At 74.3% G+C, this 24,183-nt stretch carries 24 protein-coding genes and 1 tRNA gene; 6 read left to right on the top strand and 19 right to left on the bottom strand.

Features of this window, described 5'->3' with window-relative positions:
• Positions 1-8: 8 nt before the first annotated feature.
• The 10 genes from BLT39_RS16055 to BLT39_RS16010 form a co-directional block, all read right to left on the bottom strand.
• Complete coding sequence (locus tag BLT39_RS16055) at positions 9-971, bottom strand: F0F1 ATP synthase subunit gamma (protein WP_091065695.1); 963 nt, start codon at positions 969-971, stop codon at positions 9-11.
• A gap of 1 nt (position 972) precedes the next feature.
• On the bottom strand, positions 973-2,610 hold the full coding sequence (gene atpA, locus BLT39_RS16050; RefSeq protein WP_091065693.1) for a F0F1 ATP synthase subunit alpha: 1,638 nt from the start codon (positions 2,608-2,610) through the stop codon (positions 973-975).
• A 50-nt stretch (positions 2,611-2,660) separates the two neighbouring features.
• Positions 2,661-3,494 (bottom strand): F0F1 ATP synthase subunit delta, encoded by an 834-nt coding sequence (locus tag BLT39_RS16045; RefSeq protein WP_091065689.1) that lies wholly within the window; start codon positions 3,492-3,494, stop codon positions 2,661-2,663.
• Entirely contained in the window at positions 3,494-4,084 is a 591-nt protein-coding gene (locus BLT39_RS16040) for a F0F1 ATP synthase subunit B (RefSeq protein ID WP_242658476.1), read from the bottom strand. Before BLT39_RS16040 ends, BLT39_RS16045 begins: the two co-directional genes overlap by 1 nt.
• A 34-nt stretch (positions 4,085-4,118) precedes the next feature.
• Positions 4,119-4,355, bottom strand: a complete 237-nt coding sequence (gene atpE, locus BLT39_RS16035) for an ATP synthase F0 subunit C (RefSeq protein ID WP_091065686.1) — start codon at positions 4,353-4,355, stop codon at positions 4,119-4,121.
• 94 nt (positions 4,356-4,449) lie between these two features.
• Positions 4,450-5,283, bottom strand: a complete 834-nt coding sequence (atpB, locus tag BLT39_RS16030) for a F0F1 ATP synthase subunit A (protein WP_091065683.1) — start codon at positions 5,281-5,283, stop codon at positions 4,450-4,452.
• On the bottom strand, positions 5,280-5,663 hold the full coding sequence (locus tag BLT39_RS16025; RefSeq protein ID WP_091065681.1) for an AtpZ/AtpI family protein: 384 nt from the start codon (positions 5,661-5,663) through the stop codon (positions 5,280-5,282). Before BLT39_RS16025 ends, atpB begins: the two co-directional genes overlap by 4 nt.
• Before the next feature lie 14 nt (positions 5,664-5,677).
• Entirely contained in the window at positions 5,678-6,199 is a 522-nt protein-coding gene (locus tag BLT39_RS16020; protein ID WP_242658475.1) for a Cg1360 family ATP-synthase-associated protein, read from the bottom strand.
• Positions 6,196-7,452: a glycosyltransferase family 4 protein gene (locus tag BLT39_RS16015; protein ID WP_091065677.1), complete on the bottom strand. Its 1,257-nt coding sequence runs from the start codon at positions 7,450-7,452 to the stop codon at positions 6,196-6,198. Before BLT39_RS16015 ends, BLT39_RS16020 begins: the two co-directional genes overlap by 4 nt.
• 80 nt (positions 7,453-7,532) lie before the next feature.
• A complete protein-coding gene (locus BLT39_RS16010) occupies positions 7,533-8,174 on the bottom strand; it encodes an L-threonylcarbamoyladenylate synthase (RefSeq protein WP_091065674.1) in 642 nt (213 codons plus the stop codon).
• Between the two features lie 34 nt (positions 8,175-8,208).
• On the opposite strand from BLT39_RS16010, the gene BLT39_RS16005 reads away from it, so the two are divergent.
• Positions 8,209-8,979 carry an endo alpha-1,4 polygalactosaminidase gene (locus BLT39_RS16005; RefSeq protein WP_207508055.1) on the top strand — a complete coding sequence of 257 codons (771 nt, stop codon included), beginning with the start codon at positions 8,209-8,211 and terminating at the stop codon, positions 8,977-8,979.
• Here BLT39_RS16005 and prmC read toward each other — a convergent pair.
• From prmC to argS, 9 genes are all read right to left on the bottom strand, one after another.
• Positions 8,955-9,797, bottom strand: coding sequence for a peptide chain release factor N(5)-glutamine methyltransferase (prmC, locus tag BLT39_RS16000; protein ID WP_278247003.1), 843 nt, complete (start codon positions 9,795-9,797; stop codon positions 8,955-8,957). The two genes, BLT39_RS16005 and prmC, sit on opposite strands and share 25 nt — an antisense overlap.
• A 14-nt stretch (positions 9,798-9,811) precedes the next feature.
• A complete protein-coding gene (gene prfA / locus BLT39_RS15995; protein WP_242658473.1) occupies positions 9,812-10,882 on the bottom strand; it encodes a peptide chain release factor 1 in 1,071 nt (356 codons plus the stop codon).
• Positions 10,883-10,967: 85 nt separating this feature from the next.
• Positions 10,968-11,192 (bottom strand): 50S ribosomal protein L31, encoded by a 225-nt coding sequence (gene rpmE, locus BLT39_RS15990; RefSeq protein ID WP_091065667.1) that lies wholly within the window; start codon positions 11,190-11,192, stop codon positions 10,968-10,970.
• Positions 11,193-11,327: 135 nt separating this feature from the next.
• Complete coding sequence (gene rho, locus BLT39_RS15985; RefSeq protein ID WP_091065663.1) at positions 11,328-13,736, bottom strand: transcription termination factor Rho; 2,409 nt, start codon at positions 13,734-13,736, stop codon at positions 11,328-11,330.
• Between the two features lie 253 nt (positions 13,737-13,989).
• Positions 13,990-14,916, bottom strand: a complete 927-nt coding sequence (gene thrB / locus BLT39_RS15980; RefSeq protein WP_091065661.1) for a homoserine kinase — start codon at positions 14,914-14,916, stop codon at positions 13,990-13,992.
• Positions 14,913-15,977 (bottom strand): threonine synthase, encoded by a 1,065-nt coding sequence (thrC, locus tag BLT39_RS15975; protein WP_091065657.1) that lies wholly within the window; start codon positions 15,975-15,977, stop codon positions 14,913-14,915. The genes thrB and thrC overlap by 4 nt, the downstream gene beginning before the upstream one ends.
• Positions 15,974-17,269, bottom strand: a complete 1,296-nt coding sequence (locus tag BLT39_RS15970; protein WP_091065653.1) for a homoserine dehydrogenase — start codon at positions 17,267-17,269, stop codon at positions 15,974-15,976. The genes thrC and BLT39_RS15970 overlap by 4 nt, the downstream gene beginning before the upstream one ends.
• On the bottom strand, positions 17,266-18,747 hold the full coding sequence (lysA, locus tag BLT39_RS15965) for a diaminopimelate decarboxylase (protein WP_091065650.1): 1,482 nt from the start codon (positions 18,745-18,747) through the stop codon (positions 17,266-17,268). The genes BLT39_RS15970 and lysA overlap by 4 nt, the downstream gene beginning before the upstream one ends.
• Positions 18,744-20,405, bottom strand: coding sequence for an arginine--tRNA ligase (argS, locus tag BLT39_RS15960; RefSeq protein ID WP_091066272.1), 1,662 nt, complete (start codon positions 20,403-20,405; stop codon positions 18,744-18,746). Before argS ends, lysA begins: the two co-directional genes overlap by 4 nt.
• A 194-nt stretch (positions 20,406-20,599) precedes the next feature.
• On the opposite strand from argS, the gene BLT39_RS23375 reads away from it, so the two are divergent.
• From BLT39_RS23375 to BLT39_RS15935, 5 genes are all read left to right on the top strand, one after another.
• Positions 20,600-21,541: a DUF3105 domain-containing protein gene (locus BLT39_RS23375; protein WP_278247000.1), complete on the top strand. Its 942-nt coding sequence runs from the start codon at positions 20,600-20,602 to the stop codon at positions 21,539-21,541.
• A 66-nt stretch (positions 21,542-21,607) separates the two neighbouring features.
• Positions 21,608-22,294, top strand: coding sequence for a DUF305 domain-containing protein (locus tag BLT39_RS15950; protein ID WP_091066264.1), 687 nt, complete (start codon positions 21,608-21,610; stop codon positions 22,292-22,294).
• Between the two features lie 38 nt (positions 22,295-22,332).
• Positions 22,333-22,404: transfer RNA gene (locus tag BLT39_RS15945), tRNA-Arg, on the top strand.
• Positions 22,405-22,476: 72 nt separating this feature from the next.
• A complete protein-coding gene (locus tag BLT39_RS15940) occupies positions 22,477-22,980 on the top strand; it encodes an SRPBCC family protein (RefSeq protein ID WP_091065647.1) in 504 nt (167 codons plus the stop codon).
• Entirely contained in the window at positions 22,977-24,179 is a 1,203-nt protein-coding gene (locus tag BLT39_RS15935) for an MFS transporter (RefSeq protein WP_207508053.1), read from the top strand. Before BLT39_RS15940 ends, BLT39_RS15935 begins: the two co-directional genes overlap by 4 nt.
• Positions 24,180-24,183 lie beyond the last annotated feature (4 nt).

Here is a 24,183-nt window from a genome sequence, read left to right as displayed (position 1 = left end):
CATGGGGGTCAGATGTCCGACCCGCTGGACACGAGGGCGTCGGCGCCGCCGACGATCTCGCTGATCTCCTGGGTGATGCCGGCCTGGCGGGCGGCGTTGGCCTGCCGGGAGAGGTTCTTGGCCAGCTCCTCGGCGTTGTCGGAGGCGGACTTCATCGCCCGGCGCCGGGACGCCGACTCCGAGGCCGCCGACTCGAGCATCGCCGCGTAGATGCGCGTGCTGATGTACTTCGGCAGCAGCGCGTCCAGCAGCGCCTCGGCGGAGGGCTCGAACTCGTACGAGGTGGGGACGTCGCTGGACCGGTTGCCGGCCTGGGCGTCCTCGCGCTCGTGCTCGAACTCCTCCACCTCCTCGACCTCCAGGGGCGCCATGCGCTTGGCGACGGGCACCTGCGAGAGCAGGGAGCGGAACTCGGTGTAGACGATGTGCAGCTCGTCGACCCCGTCGATGCCGTCGGCGTTGCCCGTGTCGTCGTCCTCACCGGCGGTGAAGGCCTCGATCAGGGTGCTGCCGACGGCCTGGGCGTCGGAGTAGGCCGGCTGCTCGGAGAACCCGGTCCAGGTGTCGACCATCGGCCGGTCGCGGAACCGGTAGTAGGTCTCGCCCTTGCGGCCGACCACGTAGAGCACCGGCTCCTTGCCCTCGCTGCGCAGCAGCGCGAGCAGCTCCTCGGTCCGGCGCAGCACGTTGACGTTGTAGGACCCGGCGAACCCGCGGTCGGAGGTGATGACCAGCACCGCCACCCGGCCGGGCTTGTCCCGCTCGGTGAGCAGCGGGTGGTCCAGGCTCGCCGACGACGCCAGGGCCGAGAGCACCTTGGTGATCTCGCGGGCGTAGGGCTTGGAGGCCTCGACCCGGTTCTGGGCGCGCACGATGCGGGCACCGGCGATCAGCTCCTGGGCCGAGAAGATCTTCTTCGTCGACCGGGTGGAGCGGATGCGGCGCCGCAGCTGGCGGAGCGATGCGGCCATGTCAGCCCTTCTTCTTGACCTGGACGCGCTCCTGGCCGCGCTCGGACGCGTCCATCGCCTCGACCTCGGGCTCGTTCACCTTCAACGACTCGCCGTCGCTGGTGGTGAACTGGCCGTAGAAGGACTCGACGGCGGACTCGAGCGAGGCCGCGGTGTCGTCCTCGAGCTTCAGCGAGGTCCGGATGGCGTCCAGCGCGCTGGAGTCACCGCGGGACAGGTAGTCCAGGAACTCGGACTCGAAGCGGCGGACGTCGCCGACCGGCACGACGTCGAGCTTGCCGCGGGTGCCCAGCCACAGGGAGACGACCTCGCGCTCGAGGGAGAACGGCGCGTACTGACCCTGCTTGAGCAGCTCGACCAGGCGCTGGCCGCGGTCCAGGGTGGCCCGCGAGGAGGCGTCCAGGTCCGAGGAGAAGGAGGAGAAGGCCTCCAGCTCGCGGTACTGGGCCAGGTCCAGGCGCAGCCGGCCGGCGACGGCCTTCATCGCCTTCGTCTGCGCCGAGCCGCCGACGCGGGACACCGAGATGCCGACGTTGATGGCCGGGCGGACACCGGAGTTGAACAGACCCGTCTCGAGGAAGATCTGGCCGTCGGTGATCGAGATGACGTTGGTCGGGATGTAGGCCGACACGTCGTTGCCCTTGGTCTCGATGATCGGCAGACCCGTCTGGGAGCCGGCACCGAGCTCGTCGGACAGCTTCGCGCAGCGCTCCAGCAGGCGGGAGTGCAAGTAGAAGACGTCGCCGGGGTAGGCCTCACGGCCCGGCGGGCGGCGCAGCAGCAGCGACACCGCGCGGTAGGCCTCGGCCTGCTTGGACAGGTCGTCGAACACGATGAGGACGTGCTTGCCCTCGTACATCCAGTGCTGGCCGATGGCCGAGCCGGTGTAGGGGGCGATGTACTTGAAGCCCGCGGAGTCCGAGGCGGGGGCGGCGACGATGGTGGTGTACTCCATCGCCCCGGCGTCCTCCAGCGCGGCCTTGACGCCGGCGATGGTGGAGCCCTTCTGGCCGACCGCGACGTAGATGCAGCGGACCTGCTGCTGCGGGTCGCCGGTGGCCCAGGCCGCCTTCTGGTTGATGATCGTGTCGATCGCGATGGCGGTCTTGCCGGTCTGCCGGTCGCCGATGATCAGCTGGCGCTGGCCGCGGCCGATCGGGGTCATCGCGTCGATGGCCTTGATCCCGGTGGCCAGCGGCTCGCCGACCGACTGGCGCTGGACCACCGAGGGGGCCTGCAGCTCCAGGGCGCGGCGCTCGCTGGTCTCGATCTCGCCGCCGCCGTCGATCGAGACGCCGAGCGGGTCGACCACGCGGCCGAGGAAGCCCTCGCCCACGGGCACCGAGAGGACCTGCCCGGTGCGGCGCACCGTCTGGCCCTCCTCGATGGAGGCGAAGTCGCCCAGGATGACGACGCCGACCTCGCGCACGTCGAGGTTCAGGGCCAGCCCGCGCACGCCGCCCTCGAACTCCAGGAGCTCGTTGGTCATGACCGAGGGCAGGCCCTCGACCCGGGCGATGCCGTCGCCGGCCTCGGTGACGGTGCCGACCTCCTCGCGGGAGACGTCGGTGCTGTAGTCACTGACGTAGTTCTGGATGGCACTGCGGATCTCGTCCGCGGAGATCGTGAGCTCGGCCATGGCCCTGGGTGTCCTCTTCCCTGCTCAGGTTCTGTCTGTGGTGGTGGGGGTCAGCCGGCGAAGCGCCGGCCGGCCGCTGCCAGCCGGTTGGCGATGCTGCCGTCGACGATCTCGTCGCCGACCCGGATGACCAGGCCCCCGACGATCGAGGGGTCGACCTGGACCTGCAGGCCGATGGTGCGCCCGTAGGTCCGCTCGAGGATCCCCGTCAGCCGCTGCCGCTGCGCGTCGCTCAGCTCGACGGCGCTGACCACGTGCGCGACCGACTGGCCGCGCCGGGCCGAGGCCGCCTCGGAGAGGCGCTCGACGGCGTTCGCTGCGTTGTGCACGTGCCGGCTGGTCAGGGAGTTCCGGACCAGCCGCTCGGTGACCGGCGAGACCTTGCCCGACAGCAGCCGGTCCAGCAGCGCCGTCTTGCCCGTGCGGTCGGCGGTGGGGTCGCCGAGCAGGCGGCCCAGCTCCTGGTCGCCGTCGACGATCCGGCCGAACCGGAACAGCTCGTCCTCGACGGTGTCCAGCTCGCCGCGGGCCTCCGCGGCGTCCAGCGCCGCGTCGGTGGCGAGGGTCTCGACGGCCTCGACCAGGTCCAGCGGGCGCGACCAGCGCTGCCGGGCCACGGTCTCGACCACGTCGGCCGCGCCGTCGCCGACCTTGCCGCGCAGCAGCCGTCCGGCCACCCCGGCCCGGTCGTCGGGGCGCACCGACGCGTCGGCCAGGGCCCGCCGCAGCGAGACCTGCCCGTCGAGCAGGTGGGCCACGGCGAACAGGTCGTCGGCCAGGCCGATGAGGCCCTGGCCGTCGGACCGGGCACCGGAGGGGCCCCCGGTGTGGGAGGCCAGGCGCTCGCGCGAGTGCGCGAGCGCCTCGCGGCTGGCGGCCTGCATCAGCGGTCGCCCTCGGGGACGTAGGCCGTGCTGCCGCCGGACGACGACGGGGTGGACGACGACATGGCGTCCAGCTCGTCCAGGAAGCGGTCGACCGTGCCCCGGCGGCGGGCCTCGTCCTCGAGGGACTCCCCCACCACGCGGCCGGCGAGCGTCACGGCCATGGAGCCGATCTGCCCGCGCAGCTCGTTGACCACCTGCTGGCGGGAGGCAGCGAGCTGCTCCTCGCCGCGGGCGACGATCCGGGCGGACTCCTCCTGGGCCTGGGTGCGCAGCTCCTCGAGGATCTGCTGGCCCTCGGCGCGGGCGGCGTCGCGGATCTGCGCGGCCTCGGTGCGGGCCTCGGCCAGCTGCGCGCGGTACTGCTCCAGCGCGGCCTTGGCCTCGGCCTGGGCGGCCTCCGCCCGCTCGATGCCGCCCTCGATCGCGTTGCGCCGCTCCTGGAACGTCTTCTCGATCATCGGGAAGACGAACTTGATGACGACGAACGCCAGGATGGCGAACGTGATCAGGCCGACGATGATTTCGCCGACGGGGGGCAGAAGCGGGTTCTGCTCACCTTCTGCAGCGAAGATGTGCACGGAGGTCACCTCCTGATGGTCTCGGTGCCGGGGTCAGCCGGGATCAGGGCTGGCCGGCGCCGAAGATGAAGGGCACGACCAGGCCGATGAGCGCGAGCGCCTCGGACAGGGCGGCACCGAGGAAGGCGTAGGTGCGGGTCAGGCCGGCCGACTCGGGCTGGCGGGCGGTCGCCTGGATGTAGGCGGCCCACACGATGCCCACACCGATGCCGGGGCCGATGGCGGCGAGGCCGTAGCCGACGGAACCGATGCTGCCGTAGATCTCCGCGAGAACGTCCATTGCGGGGTGTTCCTCCTGTGTCGGTCACCCGGGGTGGTCCCGGGCGGCTGGCGGGGTGGTGCGTCTGGGGGTCGAACGGGCGTCGCGGGTGGGCTCAGTGGCCCTCCTCGACGGCTCCGTTCAGGTAGGTGGCGGTGAGGACGGTGAAGACGTAGGCCTGCAGCACGATCACCAGGACCTCGAAGAAGGTCATGAACAGCGCCATGAGGAAGGAGAACGGCGCGAACACGAAGGAGAAGTTCTCGCCGACCTTGCCCAGCAGGTAGACCGTGCCGAGCGAGAACACCACCAGCAGCATGTGGCCGGCGAACAGGTTGGCGAAGAGTCGGACCGCCAGGGTGAACGGCCGGATGATGAACACCTGGAGCAGCTCGATCGGCGTCACCAGGATGAGGAAGACCGGCGGCACGCCCGGCGGGACGGCGACCTCCTTGAGGTAGCCCCCCAGACCCTTGTTCTTGATCGCGACCGCGTTGTAGAGGATGTAGACCAGGATCGCCAGCACCAGCGGGTAGGCGAACTTGCTCATCGGCGAGATCTGGAAGAACGGGATGATGCTCATCGCGTTGTTGGCGATGATGAAGAAGAACAGCGCGCCCAGGAACGGGACGAACGGCTTGTACTTCGGCCCGATCACGTCGCGGGCGATGTTGTCCCGGACGAGGGAGTAGCCGCCCTCGAGCAGGAACTGGGACTTGCGCGGCACCACGGTCATCCGCCGGCTGGCCAGCACCAGGAAGGCGAGGATCGCGGCGGTGGCGATCCAGGAGATCACCGTGATGCGGGTGATCGTGAAGTCGATCCCGAAGATCGAGAACTCGGCCAGCGCCGGCGGGTAGAACTCGGCGATGCTCGGCGACACGAAGCCGCCGCCGGGGTCGCTCTCGACCGCGAGCACGCTGGCGAGCGCGGAGGCGCTGGAGGTCACCGGTGTCCCTTCTGCGTCATCTGCTGCGCCCGTGGCCGGCTCCGTCGTCCGCCCGGGGTCCTGCGGTAGGTCGTGTAGCTCTTCGAGCTGATCTTGCTGTAGCTGGTCGAGCTGATCCTGACCGGCTCGTCGCCGGCCGCACCGTACTTGACGACGACCAGGTAGATGGCCGACGCCAGCCCGAGGAGCATGCCGACGACGACGAACAGACGGGTGTCCAGCCAGCGGTCCAGCAGCCACCCGGCCCCGCCCCAGACGACCAGCCCGGACAGCAGGGTCCCGGTGATCCCCCAGCCTGCGTCGGCACCGCTGCGGTGCGTCTGCGCGGACGGGGAGGGGTCAGGTCGGCGGCCACCGTTCTGCGGGGAGGCGCTGTCCATCACATCGGACACTATCAGCCGCCTGTGGACGCCTGACCGGGGTCTTCTACAGGCTGTCGCAGAACGCCCGGATCGGGTGACTCCGCAGGTCGGGTGGGTGGTGCCGGCGGGGTGGTGTAGTAGAGCTGCCGGGTCCACACCCAGCGCGCCTGCACCCCGCTCCACAGCAGCGCCCCGGCGACGACCGCCCAGGCGGTCGCCGTGCGGTCGGGCACGCCGTCGGCGGGCAGGGCCGACAGCAGGGCGAAGAACCCGATGATCTTCACCATGAAGGCGCCCAGGGCCGCGGGCAGGGTGAACGAGTCGTCGATCTTGCCGGCCCACGCGATGGCGTAGCCGGACAGGCAGAAGAACGCCGTGGTGATGACGGCGCCGAGCACGACGCCCAGCGCCTCCGGCCAGCCCGCGCCCAGCCCGACCACGGGGACGGCGACCAGCGTGACCGCACCGGTGACCAGGGCACCCACCCGCAGGAAGGACAGGTCCCAGGGCCCGGCGGCGCTGCGCGGCCGGGTGCTGGGCGCCGGTCGGGTCATCGGGGTGCTCCGGTGGGGTCGGGCGTGCGGGTGGGCGGGGTGGTTCCTCCCCGTGACGGTACGGCGGGGCGCCGCCGGGGCCCCGGCCGGCGGTGCCACCAGCGGCCCGCGCGCGCGGCCCGGGCCTCCGAGGCGGCCACCGACGCCGCCGTCCGCTCGGCCCGGCGGGCCCGGGGGCTGAGCACCACGACGACGCCCACCACGAGCAGCGTGCCCACCACGACCAGCAGCTCCACCCGGCCGCCGGAGATGGACAGCCCGATCGCGCCGAAGCTGAGCAGCGCGGCCCAGAAGTACATGATCAGCACGGCGCGGCGGTGCGAGTGGCCGATCGAGAGCAGCCGGTGGTGCAGGTGCATCTTGTCCGGGCTGAAGGGCGACTGGCCCTTGCGGGTGCGGCGCACCACGGCCAGCAGCAGGTCGGCGAAGGGGATGAAGAGCACCGCGAGCGGGATGAGCAGCGGCAGGGCCAGCGGCAGCACGCTCGCGGCGGAGTCGAAGCTCTGGGTGTCCACCCGGCCGGTCGCCGACACCGCGGCCGCCGAGAGCATCAGACCGACCAGCATCGACCCGGAGTCGCCCATGAAGATGCGCGCCGGGGAGAAGTTGTGCGGCAGGAAGCCCAGGCACGCCCCGGCCAGCACCGCGGTGATCAGCGCCGGGGCCGACGCGGTGTCGTCGTAGCCGACCAGGCCGAGGTTGTAGCTGTAGGCGAACAGCGCGATGGCCGAGATCGCCGAGACCCCGGCGGCGAGGCCGTCCAGGCCGTCGATGAAGTTCAGCGCGTTGACCACCAGCACCGTGGTGAGGATGGTCAGGGGGACGCCGGTGTCGCCGAGGATCAGCGTGCCGATGTTGCCGAAGGGCAGGAAGACGTAGAGGAACTGCACACCGAGCAGCACCATGACCCCGGCGCAGGCGATCTGGCCGGTGAGCTTGGTGAGGGCGTCGATCTCGAACCGGTCGTCGAGCACCCCGAGCAGGCAGATCAGCCCGCCGGCCACCAGGACGGCGTAGGTCTGGGAGTCCTCGAAGGTGCGCTGCAGCGCCGGTAGCCGGCTGGCCACCAGGACGGCGGCGGCCACCCCGGCGTACATGGCCACCCCTCCCCCGCGCGGGGTCGGGATGACGTGCACGTCGCGGTCGCGGACGGCGGAGACCACCTTCAGCCGCATCGCCAGCACCCGCACCACCGGCGTGGTCAGGTAGGTGACCAGCGCCGCGGTGAGGCAGACGACGACGTACTCGCGCACGGGGGGATCGGGCTCCTGCCGGGAGGGGCGACGGTGGCGCCCACGGTATCCCGCGGGGCCGGGTGCGCCCGGGACGTCGGCTACTCCACGAGGGTGGGCACGAGCGCGCGCAGCGCCTCGACCTCCACGGCGCCCACCCGGAGCACCCGCGGCCGGTCGCCGGTGCAGTCCACGATCGTGCTGGGGGCGCCGACCTCGCGGGGGCCGTCGTCCAGGATGACCGCGGCGTGCTCGCCGAGCTGGTACTCGGCCTGCTCGGCGGTGGTCGCGGCGGGCCGGCCCGACCGGTTGGCGCTGGACACCGCGAGCGGTCCGGTGCGGCGCAGCAGGTCGCGGGCGACGTCGTCGTCGGGCAGCCGGACGGCGACCGTCCCCTCGGACTCGCCCAGGTCCCACGACAGGGTCGGGGTGTGCTCCATGACCAGGGTCAGCCCACCGGGCCAGAACTCCCGGGCCAGGGCGTGCGCGTCCGGCGGGACGACGGTGACCAGGCCGGCCAGCGTCGAGGCCTCGGGCACCAGCACCGGCACCGGCATGTGCCGGCCGCGGTTCTTGGCGGCGAGCAGCCGGGCGACGGCGTCGGGGGTGAAGGCGTCGGCGGCCACCCCGTAGACGGTGTCGGTGGGCAGCAGCACGAGCTCCCCGCGGGAGAGGGCGGCAGCGGCGGCGGCGATGCCCGCGGCGCGCTGCTCGGGGTCGGTGCAGTCGTAGACGTCGGCCACGGGTGCCCAGTCTCCCCCACCTAGGCTGCGACGCGTGCGCGGGTGGCTGCTGGTGGTCCTGCTGCTGCTGACCGCGTGCTCGGCACCCGCGGACGACGACGCGGCGGGGCCGCCCTGGGGCCTGCACGTGGACTACCAGCTCGGGGGCGCCTACGAGCCGGCCGACGGCGTCACCGGTGTGGTCCGCGACCGCACCGACGCGCCGGCGCCCGGCCTGTGGTCGGCCTGCTACGTCAACGCCTTCCAGACCCAGCCCGGCACCGACGAGGTGCCCAAGGACCTGCTGCTGCACACGGCCGACGGCGCGCGGGTGGAGGACCCGGACTGGCCCGGGGAGTTCCTGCTCGACATCTCCACCCCGCAGCAGCGCGACCGGGTCGCCGGGCTCGTGGGCTCCTGGATCGACGGGTGCGCCGAGGACGGGTTCGACGCCGTCGAGCCGGACAACCTGGACAGCTGGACCCGGTCGGCGGGCCTGCTCACCCGCGCCGACGCCGAGGCCACGACCCGGCTGCTGGTCGACCGCGCGCACGCCGCGGGCCTGGACATCGCGCAGAAGAACGCCGCCGAGCTCGACGGCGCCGCCCTGGGCCTGGACTACGCGGTGACCGAGCAGTGCCAGGTGTACGACGAGTGCGACGTCTACACCGACGCCTACGGCGACCGGGTCATCGAGGTGGAGTACACCGACGACGCCTTCGAGTCCGCCTGCGCCGCGCGGGGCGACCGGGTCGCGGTGCAGCGCCGGGACCTGGACGTCTCGGTGCCGGGCAGCGAGGGCTACACGTCGCGGTTCTGCAGCTGAGCCGTGGTGAACCGGGGCCGGCCGGCCAGGTCGGGGTGGTCGACCACGCCGGTGAACCCGCCGTGCGCGCGCACCAGCGCCGGCAGCGACGTGCCCTGCGCGTCGGCGTGCTCGATCGCCAGCAGCCCGCCGGGCCGCAGCAACCGGGCCGCCGTCCGCAGCAGGCCGCGGACGACGTCCAGGCCGTCGGGACCACCCCACAGCGCCAGCGGCGGGTCGTGGTCGGCGACCTCCCGGGGCAGCCGCGCGTCGTCGGGCACGTAGGGCGGGTTGGACACGACGACGTCGACGCCGCCGTCGAGGTCGGTCAGCAGCCCGGGATCGGTCATGTCGCCGGCCAGCACGGTGACCGGGGTGTCCCCCGCGTCGGCGCGGGCGGCGGCGTTGACCCGGGTCCAGGCGATGGCGTCCGGGTCGCGCTCCACGGCGGTGACCTGGGCGCCGGGGTGCTCGTGGGCGACCGACAGCGCGATCGCGCCGGACCCCGTGCCGAGGTCGACGACGACCGGCGCCGGCAGCTCGGCGACGCGGTCGAGCACCCACCCGGCGACGAGCTCGGTCTCCGGGCGGGGCACGAAGACGCCGGGGCCGACGGCGAGCTCGAGGTGCCGGAACGGCGCGCGGCCGGTGAGGTGCTGCAGCGGCACCCGGTCGGCGCGCTGGGCGACGAGGTCGTCGAACCGGCCGGGGTCGGCGACGTCGGCGAGGGTGAGCAGCCGCTGCCGGGGGACGCCGAGGGCGTGGGCGAGCAGCAGCTCGGCGTCCACGCGGGGGGACTCGACGCCGGCGTCGGCCAGCCGCCGGGTGGCGGTGGCCAGCAGGTCGCGCGGGGTCAGCTGCCGGCCTCGAGCAGCTCGGCGGTGTGCGCGGTGACCAGGGCGTCGACGACGGCGTCCAGGTCGCCGTCCAGCACGGCGTCCAGGTTGTGCGCCTTGAACCCGACGCGGTGGTCGGAGATGCGGTTCTCCGGGTAGTTGTAGGTGCGCACCCGCTCGCTGCGGTCGACGGTGCGGACCTGGCTGCGCCGGGCGTCCGACGCCGTCGCCGCCGCCTCCTCGCGGGCGGCGGCCAGCAGCCGGGAGCGCAGCACGCGCAGCGCGGACTCCTTGTTCTGCAGCTGGCTCTTCTCGTTCTGCGAGCTCACCACGGTGCCGGTGGGCAGGTGGGTGATCCGGACGGCGGAGTCCGTGGTGTTCACGCTCTGCCCGCCGGGGCCCGACGAGCGGAAGACGTCGATGCGCAGGTCGTTGGGGTCGACGACGACGTCGACCTCCTCGGCCTCGGGCAGCACCAGGACGCCGACGGCGGAGGTGTGGATGCGGCCCTGGCTCTCGGTGACCGGGACGCGCTGCACGCGGTGCACGCCGCCCTCGAACTTCAGCCGGGACCAGATGCCCTCGTCGCCGCGGGCCTTGATCGCCACGGCGACGTCCTTGTAGCCGCCCAGCTCGGCGTCGACGGCGTCGAGGACCTCGGTGGCCCAGCCGCGCCGTTCGGCGTAGCGCAGGTACATGCGCAGCAGGTCCCCGGCGAACAGCGCCGACTCCGCGCCGCCCTCCCCCGCCTTGATCTCGAGGATGACGTCCTTGTCGTCGTCGGGGTCCTTGGGCAGCAGCTGCTCGCGCAGCCGGTCCTCCAGGCGGGCTATCTCGGTCTCCAGGCCGCTGGCCTCGGCCGCGAACGCGGGGTCCTCGTCGGCGAGCTCGCGGGCCGCACCCAGGTCGGCGCGGGCCGCCTCCAGCGCGGTGGACGTCGCCACCACCGGGGCGAGCGCGGCGTAGCGGCGGGCCAGCCGGCGGGCGCGCGACTGGTCGGCGTGCACCGAGGGCTCGGCCAGCTCGAGCTCCAGGGAGGCGTGCTCGGCCAGCAGGTCGGCCAGGCCGCCGTCCGGGGTGCCGCTCACGGGTCCTCCTGGTCATCGGTCCGGGACATGACGACGGCGCCCGCGCCGCTCCCGGTGGGGAGCGGCGCGGGCGCCGTCGGTGGTGCTACTTGCTCGCGCCGGCGGTGCGCTTGCCGAAGCGCTTCTCGAAGCGGGCCACGCGGCCGCCGGTGTCCAGCACGCGCTGCTTGCCCGTGTAGAACGGGTGGCAGGCCGAGCACATCTCGACGGACAGCGTGCCGCCGGGGATGGTGCTGCGGGTGGTGAAGGTGTTGCCACAGCCGCAGGTCACAGCGGTCTCGTGGTAGTCGGGGTGGATGCCGGGCTTCATGTCCCTCGCCCTCTCTCTAGGTCTGTCGCGTGGGCTCCAGGACCGGGCGGGTCCATCGGCCGTGCATGGGGTTGAACGTCGTCGGCGGGCTGGTATTCCGCCTGCGCCGGGGCTCGGTCGACCAGTCTCCCACACTCAGGAGCTGCGGCCGCCCTGGGGCTGCTCGTCGCGCAGGGTGGTCTTCTGCACCTGCATGAGGAACTCGATGTTGTTGCGGGTCTTCTTGAGCTGACCCAGCAGCAGCTCGAGGGCCTGCTGCGGCTCCAGGCCGGCCAGCACCCGGCGGAGCTTGATGACGATGGCCAGCTCGTCCGGGCTCATCAGCAGCTCCTCCTTGCGGGTGGAGGAGGCGTTGACGTCGACGGCGGGGAAGACCCGCTTGTCGGCCAGCCGGCGGTCGAGCTTGACCTCGGCGTTCCCGGTGCCCTTGAACTCCTCGAAGATGACCGTGTCCATCGTCGACCCGGTCTCCACCAGCGCCGAGGCGATGATGGTCAGCGAGCCGCCGTTCTCGATGTTGCGGGCGGCACCCAGGAAGCGCTTGGGCGGGTAGAGCGCGGTGGAGTCCACGCCGCCGGACAGGATGCGCCCGCTGGCGGGGGCCGCCAGGTTGTAGGCGCGGCCCAGCCGGGTGATGGAGTCGAGCAGGACGACGACGTCGTGGCCCATCTCGACCAACCGCTTGGCCCGCTCGATCGACAGCTCGGCGACCGTGGTGTGGTCCGACGGCGGCCGGTCGAAGGTCGAGGCGATGACCTCGCCCTTCACCGAGCGCTGCATGTCGGTGACCTCCTCGGGCCGCTCGTCGACCAGGACGACCATGAGGTGGCACTCGGGGTTGTTCGTGGTGATCGCGTTCGCGATCGCCTGCAGCACCATGGTCTTGCCGGCCTTGGGCGGGCTGACGATGAGCGCGCGCTGGCCCTTGCCGATGGGCATGACCAGGTCGATGACCCGGGTGGTGAGCAGGTGCGGCTCGGTCTCCAGCCGCAGCCGGTCCTGGGGGTAGAGCGGGACCAGCTTGGTGAACTCCGGGCGGGTGCGGGCCTGCTCGGGGTCCAGCCCGTTGACCGAGTCCAGCCGGACCAGCGCGTTGTACTTGTCCTTGCGCTCGCCCTCGCGGGGCTGGCGGACCGCACCGGTGATGGCGTCGCCGCGGCGCAGGCCGTAGCGGCGCACCTGGGACAGGGAGACGTAGACGTCGTTGGGCCCGGTCAGGTAGCCCGAGGTGCGGACGAAGGCGTAGTTGTCCAGCACGTCGAGGATGCCGGCGACCGGCAGCAGGACGTCGTCCTCGGCGACGGTGGGCTCGCCCTGGTCGTAGCGGTCGCGCCCGCCCTGGGTGCCGCCGCGCCGGTTGCGGTCGCGGTAGCGGCGACCGCGACGCCGGCCGTTGCCGTCGAAGTCGTCGTCGTCCTCGTCGTCGCGGGTGTCGCGGCCCTGGTCCCGGGTGTCGACGCGCCCGTCGGTGCGGTTGTCGGTGCGCTCGCCCCGGTTGTCGTTGCGGTTGCGGCCGCGCCCGCGGTCGTCGTCCCCGGCGTCCCGCCCGTTGTCCCGGCCGTTGTCACGGCCCTGGTTCCGGTCGCGGCCGGTGTCGCGGTCCTCGTCGCGGTCGCGGCCCTGCTCGCGGCCGCCGTCCCGCCCGTTGTCCCGGCCCTGGTCGCGGTCGCGGCCCTGGTCCCGGCCGCCGTCGCGGTCCTCGCCGCGGTTGCGGGTGCGGGTCCGGCCGCCGCGGTCGTCGCGGTCCTGGTCGTCGCGCTCGGACCGGTCGGTGCGCTCGCCACGGTCGGTGCGGGCCTCGCCGCCCTCGCGGGCGTCGTCGCGGTCGGCCCGCTCGGTGCGCGCGCGGCCGCGGCTGCGCTGCGGGCGGCCGCCGTCCTCGTCGCGCTGCTCGGCACGGGCCTGGGCGCGGTCCTGGTCGCCGCGACCCTGGGGGGCACGGTCCTGGGGGGCACGGTCCTGGTCGGCGCCGCCCTGCTCGGTGCGGGCCTGGTCGGCACGCCCCTGGTCGGCACGGCCCTGGGGGGCACGGTCCTGGTCGGCACGGTCGGCCGGCGCCTCGGCGGGCTGCTCGGCCGCGACGGGGGCACCGGCCGGGCGGCTCGCGGCCCGGCGACGGCGGGTGGTCGGCGCGGGCGCGCCGGACTCGGCGGTGCCTGCGTCCTGGGTGCCGGTCGACGGCGCGGGCGCCTGCGCGGTCGCCGGGGTGCTGTCGACCGCGGTGTTCGCGGCGGCCGTTGTCCCGGCTGCCTCGGTCGCGGCCGCGCCGGTCACGGGCGGGGTGCTGTCGGCCGGCGCGCTGGGGGCCGGGGCGTCCGCGGCCGGGGCGGTGGCGCGCGGGGCGCCGACCTGCCGCTCGGAGATGGCGGCGACCAGGTCGCTCTTGCGCATCCGGGCGGTGCCGGGGATGCCGAGCTCGGCGGCCAGGCGCTGCAGCTCCGGCAGCAGCATGCCCGACAGGCCGGCGCCGCGGCGGCGCTTCCCGGCTGCGGCCGCGGCGTCCCCGGTCGGGGCGTCGTCGACCAGGGAGGTGGTCTCGCTCACGTACAGGTCCTTCCCTGCGGTGACCCGCGCCTCCTGGCGCAGGAGATGACCCCCGGACCTCTCGGGTTCGCCCGGGTGAGGACCGGGCGGGACCGAGGAGGGGTGGGTCTGTGGGGAGCGAGGCGGAGGACGGCGGTTCGGCGCGTCGGGTACGTCTCGCGTGGTGCTCGCCCGAGGGCGGCTGTGCAGCCAGCCTAGACACGACTGGCGGTGCCTTACAACACCGGCTGTCCCCGGTGCCGTCCCAGGCAGGTCAGGACGATACAGCACCGTTCTCGTGCACGGCCCCGTGCCGCACGCGCGCGCCGCGCGGCTCGACCGGCAGGTCCAGCACCTGCCACCCCTCGGGGACGACGGTGCGCACCAGCGGCACGTGGTCGGGCTCGGCGCCCAGCACCAGCACGCTGGGGCCCGCGCCGGAGACCACGGCGGCGTGGCCGGCGTCGCGCAGGTCGCCGACCAGGGCGGCGGTGGCCGGCATGTGCGGCCCGCGCTGGTCCTGGTGCAGGCGGTCCTCGGTGGCCGGCAGCAGCAGCTCGGGCGCGGCGGTGAGCGCGTGCACGAGCAGCGCTGCGCGGCCGGCGTTGAAGGCCGCGTCGCCGTGCGGCACGGTCGGCGGCAGCAGCGCCCGCGCGACGTGCGTGGACAGCGTCGCGTCGGGCACGCAGACCACGGGGGTGACCCGGGGGTCGACCGCCAGGGAGGTGGCGCGGGCGCCCTCGGCGTCCGACCACGACAGGGTCAGCCCGCCGAGCAGGCAGGCGGCGACGTTGTCGGGGTGGCCCTCGATGACGTCGGCGAGGGCCAGCACGCGCTCGTCGTCGATGCCGGTGACCGCCGGGCACAGCGCCCAGGCGGCGAGGATCCCGGCGACGACGGCGGCGGCGGACGACCCCAGCCCGCGCCCCTGCGGGATGGCGTTGCGGGCGTGCAGCCGCAGGCCGGGGGGCAGCCAGCCCAGGTCGTCGCAGGCGGCCTGGAAGGCGCGCACCACGAGGTGGGACTCGTCCCGGGGCAGGTCGGCGGCGCCGATGCCCTCGACCTCGACGGAGTACCCGTCGGCGACGGAGACCTCGACCTCGTCGTAGACGGCCAGGGCGAGGCCGGCGCTGTCGAAGGCCGGGCCGAGGTTGGCGCTGGTGGCCGGTACGCGGATGCGCACCGGGGCGGGGCCGGTCACAGGCCCAGCTGCGCGGCGGCAGCGGCGGCGTCGACCGGGACGGTGACCGGCGCGGGTGCCCCGGAGATCGCCCACTCCGGGTCCTTGAGGCCGTTGCCGGTGACCGTGCAGACCACCCGCTGACCGGGCTCGAGCTCCCCGGCCTCGGCGACCTGCAGCAGGCCCGCGACCGAGGCGGCCGACGCGGGCTCGACGAAGACCGCCTCGGTGCGGGCCAGCAGCCGGTAGGCGGCCAGGATCGCGCGGTCGGTGACGGCGTCGATGCGCCCGCCGGACTCGTCGCGGGCGGCCAGCGCCTTGGTCCAGGAGGCGGGGTTGCCGATCCGGATGGCGGTGGCGATGGTGCTGGGGTTCTCGACCACGGACCCGCTCACGATGGGGGCGGCGCCGGCGGCCTGGAACCCGAACATGCGGGGCCGCCGGGTCGCCGGGCCGTCGTCGGCGTACTCGCGGTAGCCCTGCCAGTAGGCGGTGATGTTGCCGGCGTTGCCGACCGGCAGGCAGTGGATGTCCGGGGCGTCGCCGAGCACGTCCACGATCTCGAAGGACGCCGTCTTCTGGCCCTCGATGCGGAACTGGTTGACGCTGTTGACGAGGCTGACCGGGTAGTCGATGGCCAGTTTCGACGCCAGCGCCAGGCAGTCGTCGAAGTTGCCCTGCACCTGCAGCAGCTTGGCGCCGTGCACCAGCGCCTGGGCGAGCTTGCCGGTGGCGATCTTGCCCTGCGGGACGAGGACGGCGCAGACCAGGCCGGCGCGGGCGGCGTAGGCCGCGGCGCTGGCCGAGGTGTTGCCCGTGGAGGCGCAGATGACCGCCTGGGCACCCTCCTCGACGGCCTTGGTGATGGCCATCGTCATGCCGCGGTCCTTGAACGACCCCGTCGGGTTGGCGCCCTCGACCTTCAGGTACACGTCGCACCCGGTGCGGCGGGACAGCTCGGGGGCGGGCACCAGCGGGGTGGCGCCCTCCTGCAGCGTCACCACCGGGGTGGACGCGGTGACCGGCAGCCGGTCACGGTAGGCCTCGATCAGCCCCGGCCAGAACGGCGAAGCGGCGGTCATGCCAGTCCCTCCACGCGCAGCACGCTGGTCACGGCCCGGACGGCCGGCATCTCGCGCAGCCGGGAGATCGTGGCAGACAGGGCGGAGTCGGGGGCACGGTGGGTGACGATCACCAGGGTCGCGGCCTCGCCGGCGCCGTCCTGGCGGACGGTGGAGATGCTCACGTCGTGCGCGGCGAACTCCTGCGCGACCTGGGCCAGCACGCCCGGGACGTCGGCCACGTCGAGGCTGACGTGGTACCGCGTCGGGGTATCCGCCATCGGCGCGACCGGCAGCCCGGCGTAGGCCGTCGTCCCCGGCCCGGCGACCCCGGCCACCCGGTTGCGGGCCACCGCGACCAGGTCGCCGAGCACCGCGGAGGCGGTGGGCTCGCCACCGGCGCCCTGGCCGTAGAACATCAGCTGGCCGGCGGCCTCGGCCTCGACGAAGACCGCGTTGAACGCCCCGCCGACCGAGGCCAGGGGGTGCGAGGTCGGGATCATCGCCGGGTGCACCCGGACGGCGACGGAGGCACCGCGCTCCCCCTCGACCTTCTCGCAGATCGCCAGCAGCTTGACGGTGCAGCCGATCTCGGCGGCCCGGGCGACGTCGGTGGCGCTGACCGCGGCGATGCCCTCGCGGTGCACGTCGGCGGCGGTCACCGGGGTGTGGAAGGCCAGCGAGGCCAGGATGGCGGCCTTGGCGGCGGCGTCGAAGCCGTCGACGTCGGCGGTGGGGTCGGCCTCGGCGTAGCCCAGCTCGGTGGCCTCGGCCAGGGCCTCGGCGAACCCGGCGCCGGTCTCGGCCATCCGGGACAGGATGTAGTTCGTCGTCCCGTTGACGATGCCGACCACCCGGGTCAGCTGGTCACCGGCCAGCGACTCGCGCAGCGGGCGCAGCAGCGGGATGGCCCCGGCGACGGCGGCCTCGTAGTACAGGTCCACGCCTGCCTCGGCGGCCGCGGCGTGCAGCGCGACCCCGTCGTCGGCCAGCAGCGCCTTGTTGGCGCTGACCACGCTCTTGCCGGCCGAGAACGCCGCGAGCATCAGCTCGCGGGCCGGGTCGATGCCGCCGATGACCTCGACGACCAGGTCGACGTCGTCGCGGGTGACCAGCGCGTGCGCGTCGGTGGTGAGCAGCTCGGCGGGCACGCCGGGGTGCCGGTCGGGCCGGCGGACGGCAACCCCGGCCACCTCGACCGGCCGCCCGACGCGGGCGGTGATGTCCCCGGCCTGCTCCGCCAGCAGCCGCAGCACCGCCGAGCCGACGGTGCCGCAGCCCAGCAGCGCGACCCGCAGCGGCGCGCCGCTCACGACGCCACCCCCACGGAGGGCTGCGACGGCGGGACGGCGGGCGCGGGGACGTCGGCGAGGACGGCGTCGAGGGCGAACACGTCGGACAGTGTCTGACGCCGCACCACCTCGGTGGACACCCCGTCCCGCACGGCGACCACCGGCGGCTTGAGCAGGTAGTTGTAGTTCGAGGCCATCGACCAGCAGTAGGCCCCGGTGGCGGCCACGGCGAGCAGGTCACCGGGGACGACGTCCGAGGGCAGCCACAGGTCGCGCACCAGCACGTCGCCGCTCTCGCAGTGCTTGCCCACCACCCGGCACAGCGCCGGCGGGGCCTCGGAGACCCGGTTGGCCAGCACGCAGGTGTAGGCGGCGTCGTAGAGGGCGGTGCGGATGTTGTCGCTCATCCCGCCGTCGACCGAGACGTAGTTGCGCACACCCGGCGTCCCCGGGGCACCGGAGGCACCCAGCCGGACCGGCTTGATGGTGCCGATCTCGTACAGCGTCACCGTGCCCGGGCCGGCGATCGCGCGGCCGGGCTCGACGGCCAGCCGGGGCACCGGCAGGCCCAGCGCCGCGCACTCGGCGGCGACCACCGCGCGCATCCGCGCTGCGACGTCGGCCGGGGCGACCGGGTCGTCGTCGGCGAGGTAGGCGATGCCGAAGCCACCGCCCAGGTTGAGCTGGCCCAGCACCACGCCGGTGGCCTGCTCGACCTGGGCCATCAGCCCGACGACGCGGTGCGCGGCGGCCTCGAAGCCCTGGGTGTCGAAGATCTGCGAGCCGATGTGGCTGTGCAGCCCGGCCAGCTCGAGCGCGGGCTCCCGGATGACCCGGACGGCGGCGGTCAGGGCGTCCCCGGTGGCGAGGGAGAACCCGAACTTCTGGTCCTCGTGCGCGGTGGCGATGAACTCGTGGGTGTGCGCCTCGATGCCCACCGTGGTGCGCACCAGCACCGACACCGGTGCTCCCCCGGCGGCCACCCGGGCGGCGGCCAGCGGGACCAGCCGGTCGACCTCGTCGAAGCTGTCCAGCACCACGTGGCCCACGCCCGCGTCGACGGCCAGGGCCAGCTCCACGAGGGACTTGTTGTTGCCGTGCAGCGCGATCCGGTCGGCCGGGAACCCGGCGGCCAGCGCGACCGAGAGCTCGTTGCCGCTGCAGACGTCCAGGTGCAGCCCGTCCTCGGCGACCCAGCGGGCGACCTGACCGCACAGGAACGCCTTGGAGGCGTAGTGCACGTCGGCGCCGGCGAAGCCCTCGCGGAAGTCCGCGGCTCGGCCGCGGAAGTCGGCCTCGTCGAGGACGAACAGCGGCGTGCCGTGCTCGCGGGCCAGCTCGGTCACCGGCCGGCCGGCCAGGTGCAGCTCGCCGTCGACCCGGGCCGCCCCGCGGGGCCAGACCGCCGCGTCGAGGTGGCCGAGGGAGGCCGGGGGCGCGCCGGCGGCCGAGGGCGGGGTGATGTTCCCGTGCAGCGGCCCCGCCGGGTGCGCCCTCACATCCGCTCCGGGGCGTGCACGCCGAGCACGGCCAGGCCGTTGCGCAGCACCGTGCGGGTGGCCGAGCACAGCCACAGCCGGGCGACCGTGGTGGCCGTGGCCTCCTCGTCGCCGCGGGGCAGCACCCGGCAGGCGTCGTAGAAGCGGTGGTAGGTGCCGGCCAGCTCCTCCAGGTAGCGGGCCACCCGGTGCGGGGCGCGCAGCTCGGCGGCGGCGGTGACCACCCGGGGGAACTCCGCGATCGCGCGCAGCAGGTCGACCTCGCGCGGGTGGGCCAGCTGGGCGGCGTCCACGGTGTCGGCGGTGCCCAGGTCGATGCCGAGGTCGGCGGCGCCGCGCAGCAGCGAGCAGATCCGGGCGTGCGCGTACTGCACGTAGAAGACCGGGTTGTCGCTGGCCTGCGTGCTCCACAGGTCCAGGTCCAGGTCGATCTGCTGGTCCACCGAGGCCCGGGCCAGGGCGTACCGGGCGGCGTCGGCGCCGACGGCCTCGACCAGGTCGGCCAGCGTGATGACCGTGCCGGCCCGCTTGCTCATCCGCAGCGGCTGGCCGTCGCGGACCAGGTTGACCAGCTGGCCGAGCAGGATCTCCAGGTTCTGCGCCGGGTCGTCGCCCAGCGCCGCCACCAGCGCCTTGTACCGGCCGACGTAGCCGGCGTGGTCGGCACCCAGCATGATCACGACCCGGTCGAAACCCCGGTCCCGCTTGTCCTGGTAGTAGGCGCAGTCGGCGGCGAAGTAGGTGTAGTCGCCGTCGCTCTTGACCAGCGGCCGGTCCTTGTCGTCGCCGAACTCGGTGGTGCGCAGCCAGGTGGCGCCGTCGGCCTCGTAGACGTGGCCGCGCTCGCGCAGCGTGCCGATCACCTTCTCCAGCGCACCGGAGGCGTGCAGCGTGGCCTCGGAGAAGTAGGTGTCGAAGACGACGCCGAACTCGGCCAGCGAGGCCTTGATCTCGGCGAACATGAGCTCGACGCCGCGCACCCGGAAGCGCTCCTGCTCCTCGGCGGCGGGCAGCTCGGTCACCCCGGGCTCCGCGGCCACGACCTGCCCGGCGATCTCCCCGATGTAGTCACCGGCGTAGCCGTCCTCGGGCGCGGGCCGGCCGTGCGCGGCCGCGACCAGGCTGCGCGCGAACCGGTCGATCTGGGAGCCGGCGTCGTTGAAGTAGTACTCGCGGCTGACGTCGGCGCCGCTGGCGGTGAGCAGCCGGCCCAGCGCGTCGCCGACCGCGGCCCACCGGGTGCCGCCGATGTGCACCGGGCCGGTCGGGTTGGCCGACACGAACTCGAGGTTCACCCGCTGGCCGGCCAGGGCGTCGGTGCGGCCGTAGGCCTCCCCCGCCGTCACCGCGTCGACGGCGATGCGGCCCAGGGCGCCCTGCGCGAAGGTGATGTTGAGGAAGCCGGGGCCGGCGACGTCGACCCGGGCGATCCCCGGCTGCTCGCGCAGGTCGGCGGCCAGCACCTCGGCCACCTCGCGCGGCGGGCGGCCGGCCTGCTTGGCCAGCTTCAGGGCCACGGTGGTCGCGTAGTCGCCGTGCTCGGGGTTGCGCGGGCGCTCCACGACGACGTCGGCGGGGACGTCGACGGACAGGGCCCCGCGCTCGACGGCCCCGCCGACGACGGCACGGACGAGGGCACTGAGCTGCTCGGGTGTCACCTGGTGATCGTAGGTGGCCGGAACCAGCGACTTCCCCGCGACGTTGCACACCCCGGGGCCCCTGTGGGGGTCCTCACGTCCCGGTCCCGCACAGGTGCGGCACCTAGACTCGCGCGCCGGACGGGCTCCCGCTGGGCCGTCCCACCGGTGACCGGGCGCGGACGCGCCGGACCCACGACCCACCTGGAGAGGCCTTGCCCGAGGACCGCACGCCCGACGACGCCGCCGCGAAGAAGGACGCCCCGGCCCGGCGCACGCCCGGCAAGGGCGCCGGTGGCCGGCAGGCCACCGGCTCGGGGCTGGGCAAGGGCGCGTCCGCCCGCGGCACCGGCTCCCGCCCCGGCGGGAAGGGACGAGGCGCGTCGGGCCAGGGCGGGCGCACCCGGCCGCAGCAGGCCGCCGTCGCCAAGCCCAAGCCGTGGGGCCTCATCGCCGCCGCCGTCGCCGTCGTCGTCTTCGCCGGCGCGGTCATCGGCTACGCCGTCTACGCGGTGGACAAGAGCAACGAGAACCGGATCACCGCCGCCGACCAGATCCAGGGCGTGCAGGCCTTCGACTACGCCGCCGGCCAGCAGCACGTGACCGAGAACGTCTCCTACGAGGAGAACCCGCCGGTCGGCGGCCCGCACGACCCGTTCTGGGCCGACTGCACCGGCACCGTCTACGACATCGACATCCGGCACGAGAACGCCGTGCACTCCCTCGAGCACGGCGCCGTGTGGATCACCTACGACCCCGACGTGCTCAGCCAGGACGACATCTCGACGCTGGCCGACATCGTGCAGGGCAACTCCGGCCTGATGCTGTCCCCCTACGCGGGCCTGTCCTCCTCGGACCTGGGCACCCCGATCAGCCTGGAGTCCTGGAACCACCGGCTGGGCGTGGACTCCGTCGACGACCCCCGCATCCAGCAGTACGTGGACTTCTTCACCTACGGCACCGACGAGGACGGCACCTCCCTCTACCCCGAGGTCGGCGCCAGCTGCCAGAACCCGGACTTCGCCGCCAACCCCCTACCCGCCGACGCCAGCAGCGAGCCGATCGGGAACAGCGACGCCCCCACCACCGACTCGGCCGCGCCCTCGACGGCCTCGACCGAGCCCACCGCCGAGCCCACCGCCACGACGGCCCCCTGACGGCCCCCTGACGGCGGCCCCTGACCCGGGCCGGGCCCCGTGCCCGGCCTGACCGAGGTGATCGAGATGTCCTCCACCCTGACCGACCGGCCGGCCGGCGAGCTGGCCGACCAGGCGCCCGCCCCGCGGCCCCGGCGCCGGCTGGCCGCCGTGCTCGTCGCGGTGATCGCGGCCGGCCTGCTGGTCATCGGCGGCGGGCTGGCGGTCGCCCTGGGCATCGGGCGCACCGACACCCCGGCGGCGGACTCGGTGGACGCCGGGTTCTCCCTGGACATGTCCCACCACCACCTGCAGGCCGTGGAGATGGCCAACCTGGCGCCCGGGCGCACCACCGACCCCGAGGTGCTGTCGCTGGCCTTCGACATCTCCCAGACCCAGCTCAACCAGGTCGGGCGGATGCAGGGCTGGCTGACCCTGTGGGGCCTGCCGATCACCGGCCCGAACGACATGTCCTGGATGGGGTCGTCCATGCACGACCACTCCTCGGACGGGCTCATGCCGGGCATGGCCACCGACGACGAGCTGACCGCGCTGCGGGCGGCGACGGGCAACGACTTCGACGTGCTGTTCCTGCAGCTGATGATCCGGCACCACCAGGGCGGGCTGGAGATGGCCCAGTACGGGCAGGCGCACGCCTCCGAGGCCGTCGTCCGGGGGCTGGCGGGCTCCATCGTGGCCACCCAGACCGCGGAGACCACGACCATGGCGAGCATGCTCGCCGCCCGCGGGGGGTCCCCGCTCCCGGCGCCGTGAGCGGCTGCTAGCGTTCTGCTCGCTTCCCCACCACACGAGCCCCCGTAGCTCAGGGGATAGAGCACTGCCCTCCGGAGGCAGGGGCGCAGGTTCGAATCCTGCCGGGGGCACGCACCGACCGGGCCGGATCCTCCACGGATCCGGCCCGTCGTGCGTCCAGCACCGGGCGACGGGGGTCCTCCATGGCACGACAGCGCACCGTCACCGACTCCGTCGTCGTGGCGGTCCCGCCGGCGGCGGTCTACGCACTGGTCGCCGACCCCACCCGGACACCGGGCTGGAGCCCGGAGAACCGCGGCGCCCGCACCGACCGCCCCGGTCCCCTCCCGGTGGGCGCGGTGTTCACCGGCCTGAACGAGCGCCGCGGCGTCCGCTGGGTCACCGAGTGCGTGGTCACCGCGGCCGACCCCGGCGCGCGCTTCGCGTTCCGGGTGCGCGCCATCGGCGGCGCCCGCCGCCGGCTGCGGGCCCGGATCGCCTCGTGGGAGCACCGGCTCGAGCCCGTCGAGCTGCCCGGCGGGGGCGCCGGCACGCGGGTCACCCAGACCTGGACCGACGAGCGGACCATGCCCGACGCCGTCGCCCGGGTGTTCGACGCGGTGGCCACCCGCGGGCCCTTCGCGGACTTCCAGCGCCGCAACCTGGCCGAGAGCCTGCAGCGGCTGCGCGCCGTGCTCGAGGCGTGAGCGCCCCGGCGACCCCGCGCCCTCGGGCGTGGCTGCCGGTGGCGCTCACCATGTTCGCCATCGGGTGGGGCGCCAACCAGTTCGTCAGCCTGCTGGTCGCCTACCGCCGGGACGAGGGCCTGTCCGCCGTCGACGTCGCCGCCCTGGTCGGGGTCTACGCCCTGGGCCTGATCCCCGCCCTGCTCCTGCTCGGCCCCGTCTCCGACGCCCGCGGCCGCTCCCCCGTGCTGCGGGCCGCCGCCGTGGTGTCGGTCGCGGCCACCGGAGTGCTGCTGCTGGACCAGCTCTGGGCCCTCTACGCCGGCCGGCTGCTCGCCGGGGTCGCCAGCGGCGCCGCGTTCGCCGCCGGCAGCGCCTGGGTGCGGGAGCTGTCGGGTCCGGCGTGGGACCCCACCACCGTGCCCGGCACCGGCGCCCGCCGGGCGGCCACCGCGCTGTCGGCCGGCTTCGGGCTCGGCCCGCTGGTGGCCGGCCTGGTCGCGCAGTGGGCGCCCGACCCGCTCACCACGGCCTACCTGCCGCACCTGGTCCTCGCCCTCGCCGTCCTGGTGCCGCTGTGGCGCGCGCCGGAGACCGTGCCGCGCGCCGAGGCCGCCGTCCCGCTGCGCCAGGCACTGCGGGTGCGGTCGGTGGCGCGGCCGCGCTTCCGCCGGCTGGTCGTCCCCGTCGCGCCGTGGGTGTTCACCGCCGCCACCGTGTCGCTGGCCGTGCTGCCCGGCCTGCTCGTGGCGCGCGGCGGGACGGCGGCCGAGTACGCCGTCGCGGTCAACGCCGTCGTCGCCGGGCTGACCCTGGGCACCGGCGTCGCGGTGCAGCCGCTGGCCCGGCGGCTGGCCGCGCAGGACACCCGCCCGGCCGCCCGGCTGGGCTGCGCCGCGGTGCTGGCCGGCCTCCTGGTGGCCGCCGGGTACGCGGCCTCCCCCGTCCCGTGGCTGCTGCTGCCCACCGCGCTGCTGCTGGGCGCCGGCTACGGCTGCTGCCTGGTCGCCGGGCTGCTGGAGACCCAGCGGGTGGCCGCCCCGCACGAGCTGGCCGGCCTGACCGGGGTGTTCTACGCGCTCACCTACCTCGGCTTCGCCGCCCCGCTGGTGCTCGCCGCGCTGACCGCCGTGGCGCCCTACCCCGTGCTGCTGCTGGTGCTGGCCGCCCTCGCCGCGGCCACCCTGGCCTGGACGACGGCGGACCGCCGCACAGGTTGACCGC

Source organism: Klenkia brasiliensis (genome assembly GCF_900100695.1).
Taxonomy (GTDB): domain Bacteria; phylum Actinomycetota; class Actinomycetes; order Mycobacteriales; family Geodermatophilaceae; genus Klenkia; species Klenkia brasiliensis.
Note: the sequence above shows the minus strand (reverse complement) of the source record. Positions and strands in the feature narration are given on the sequence as shown.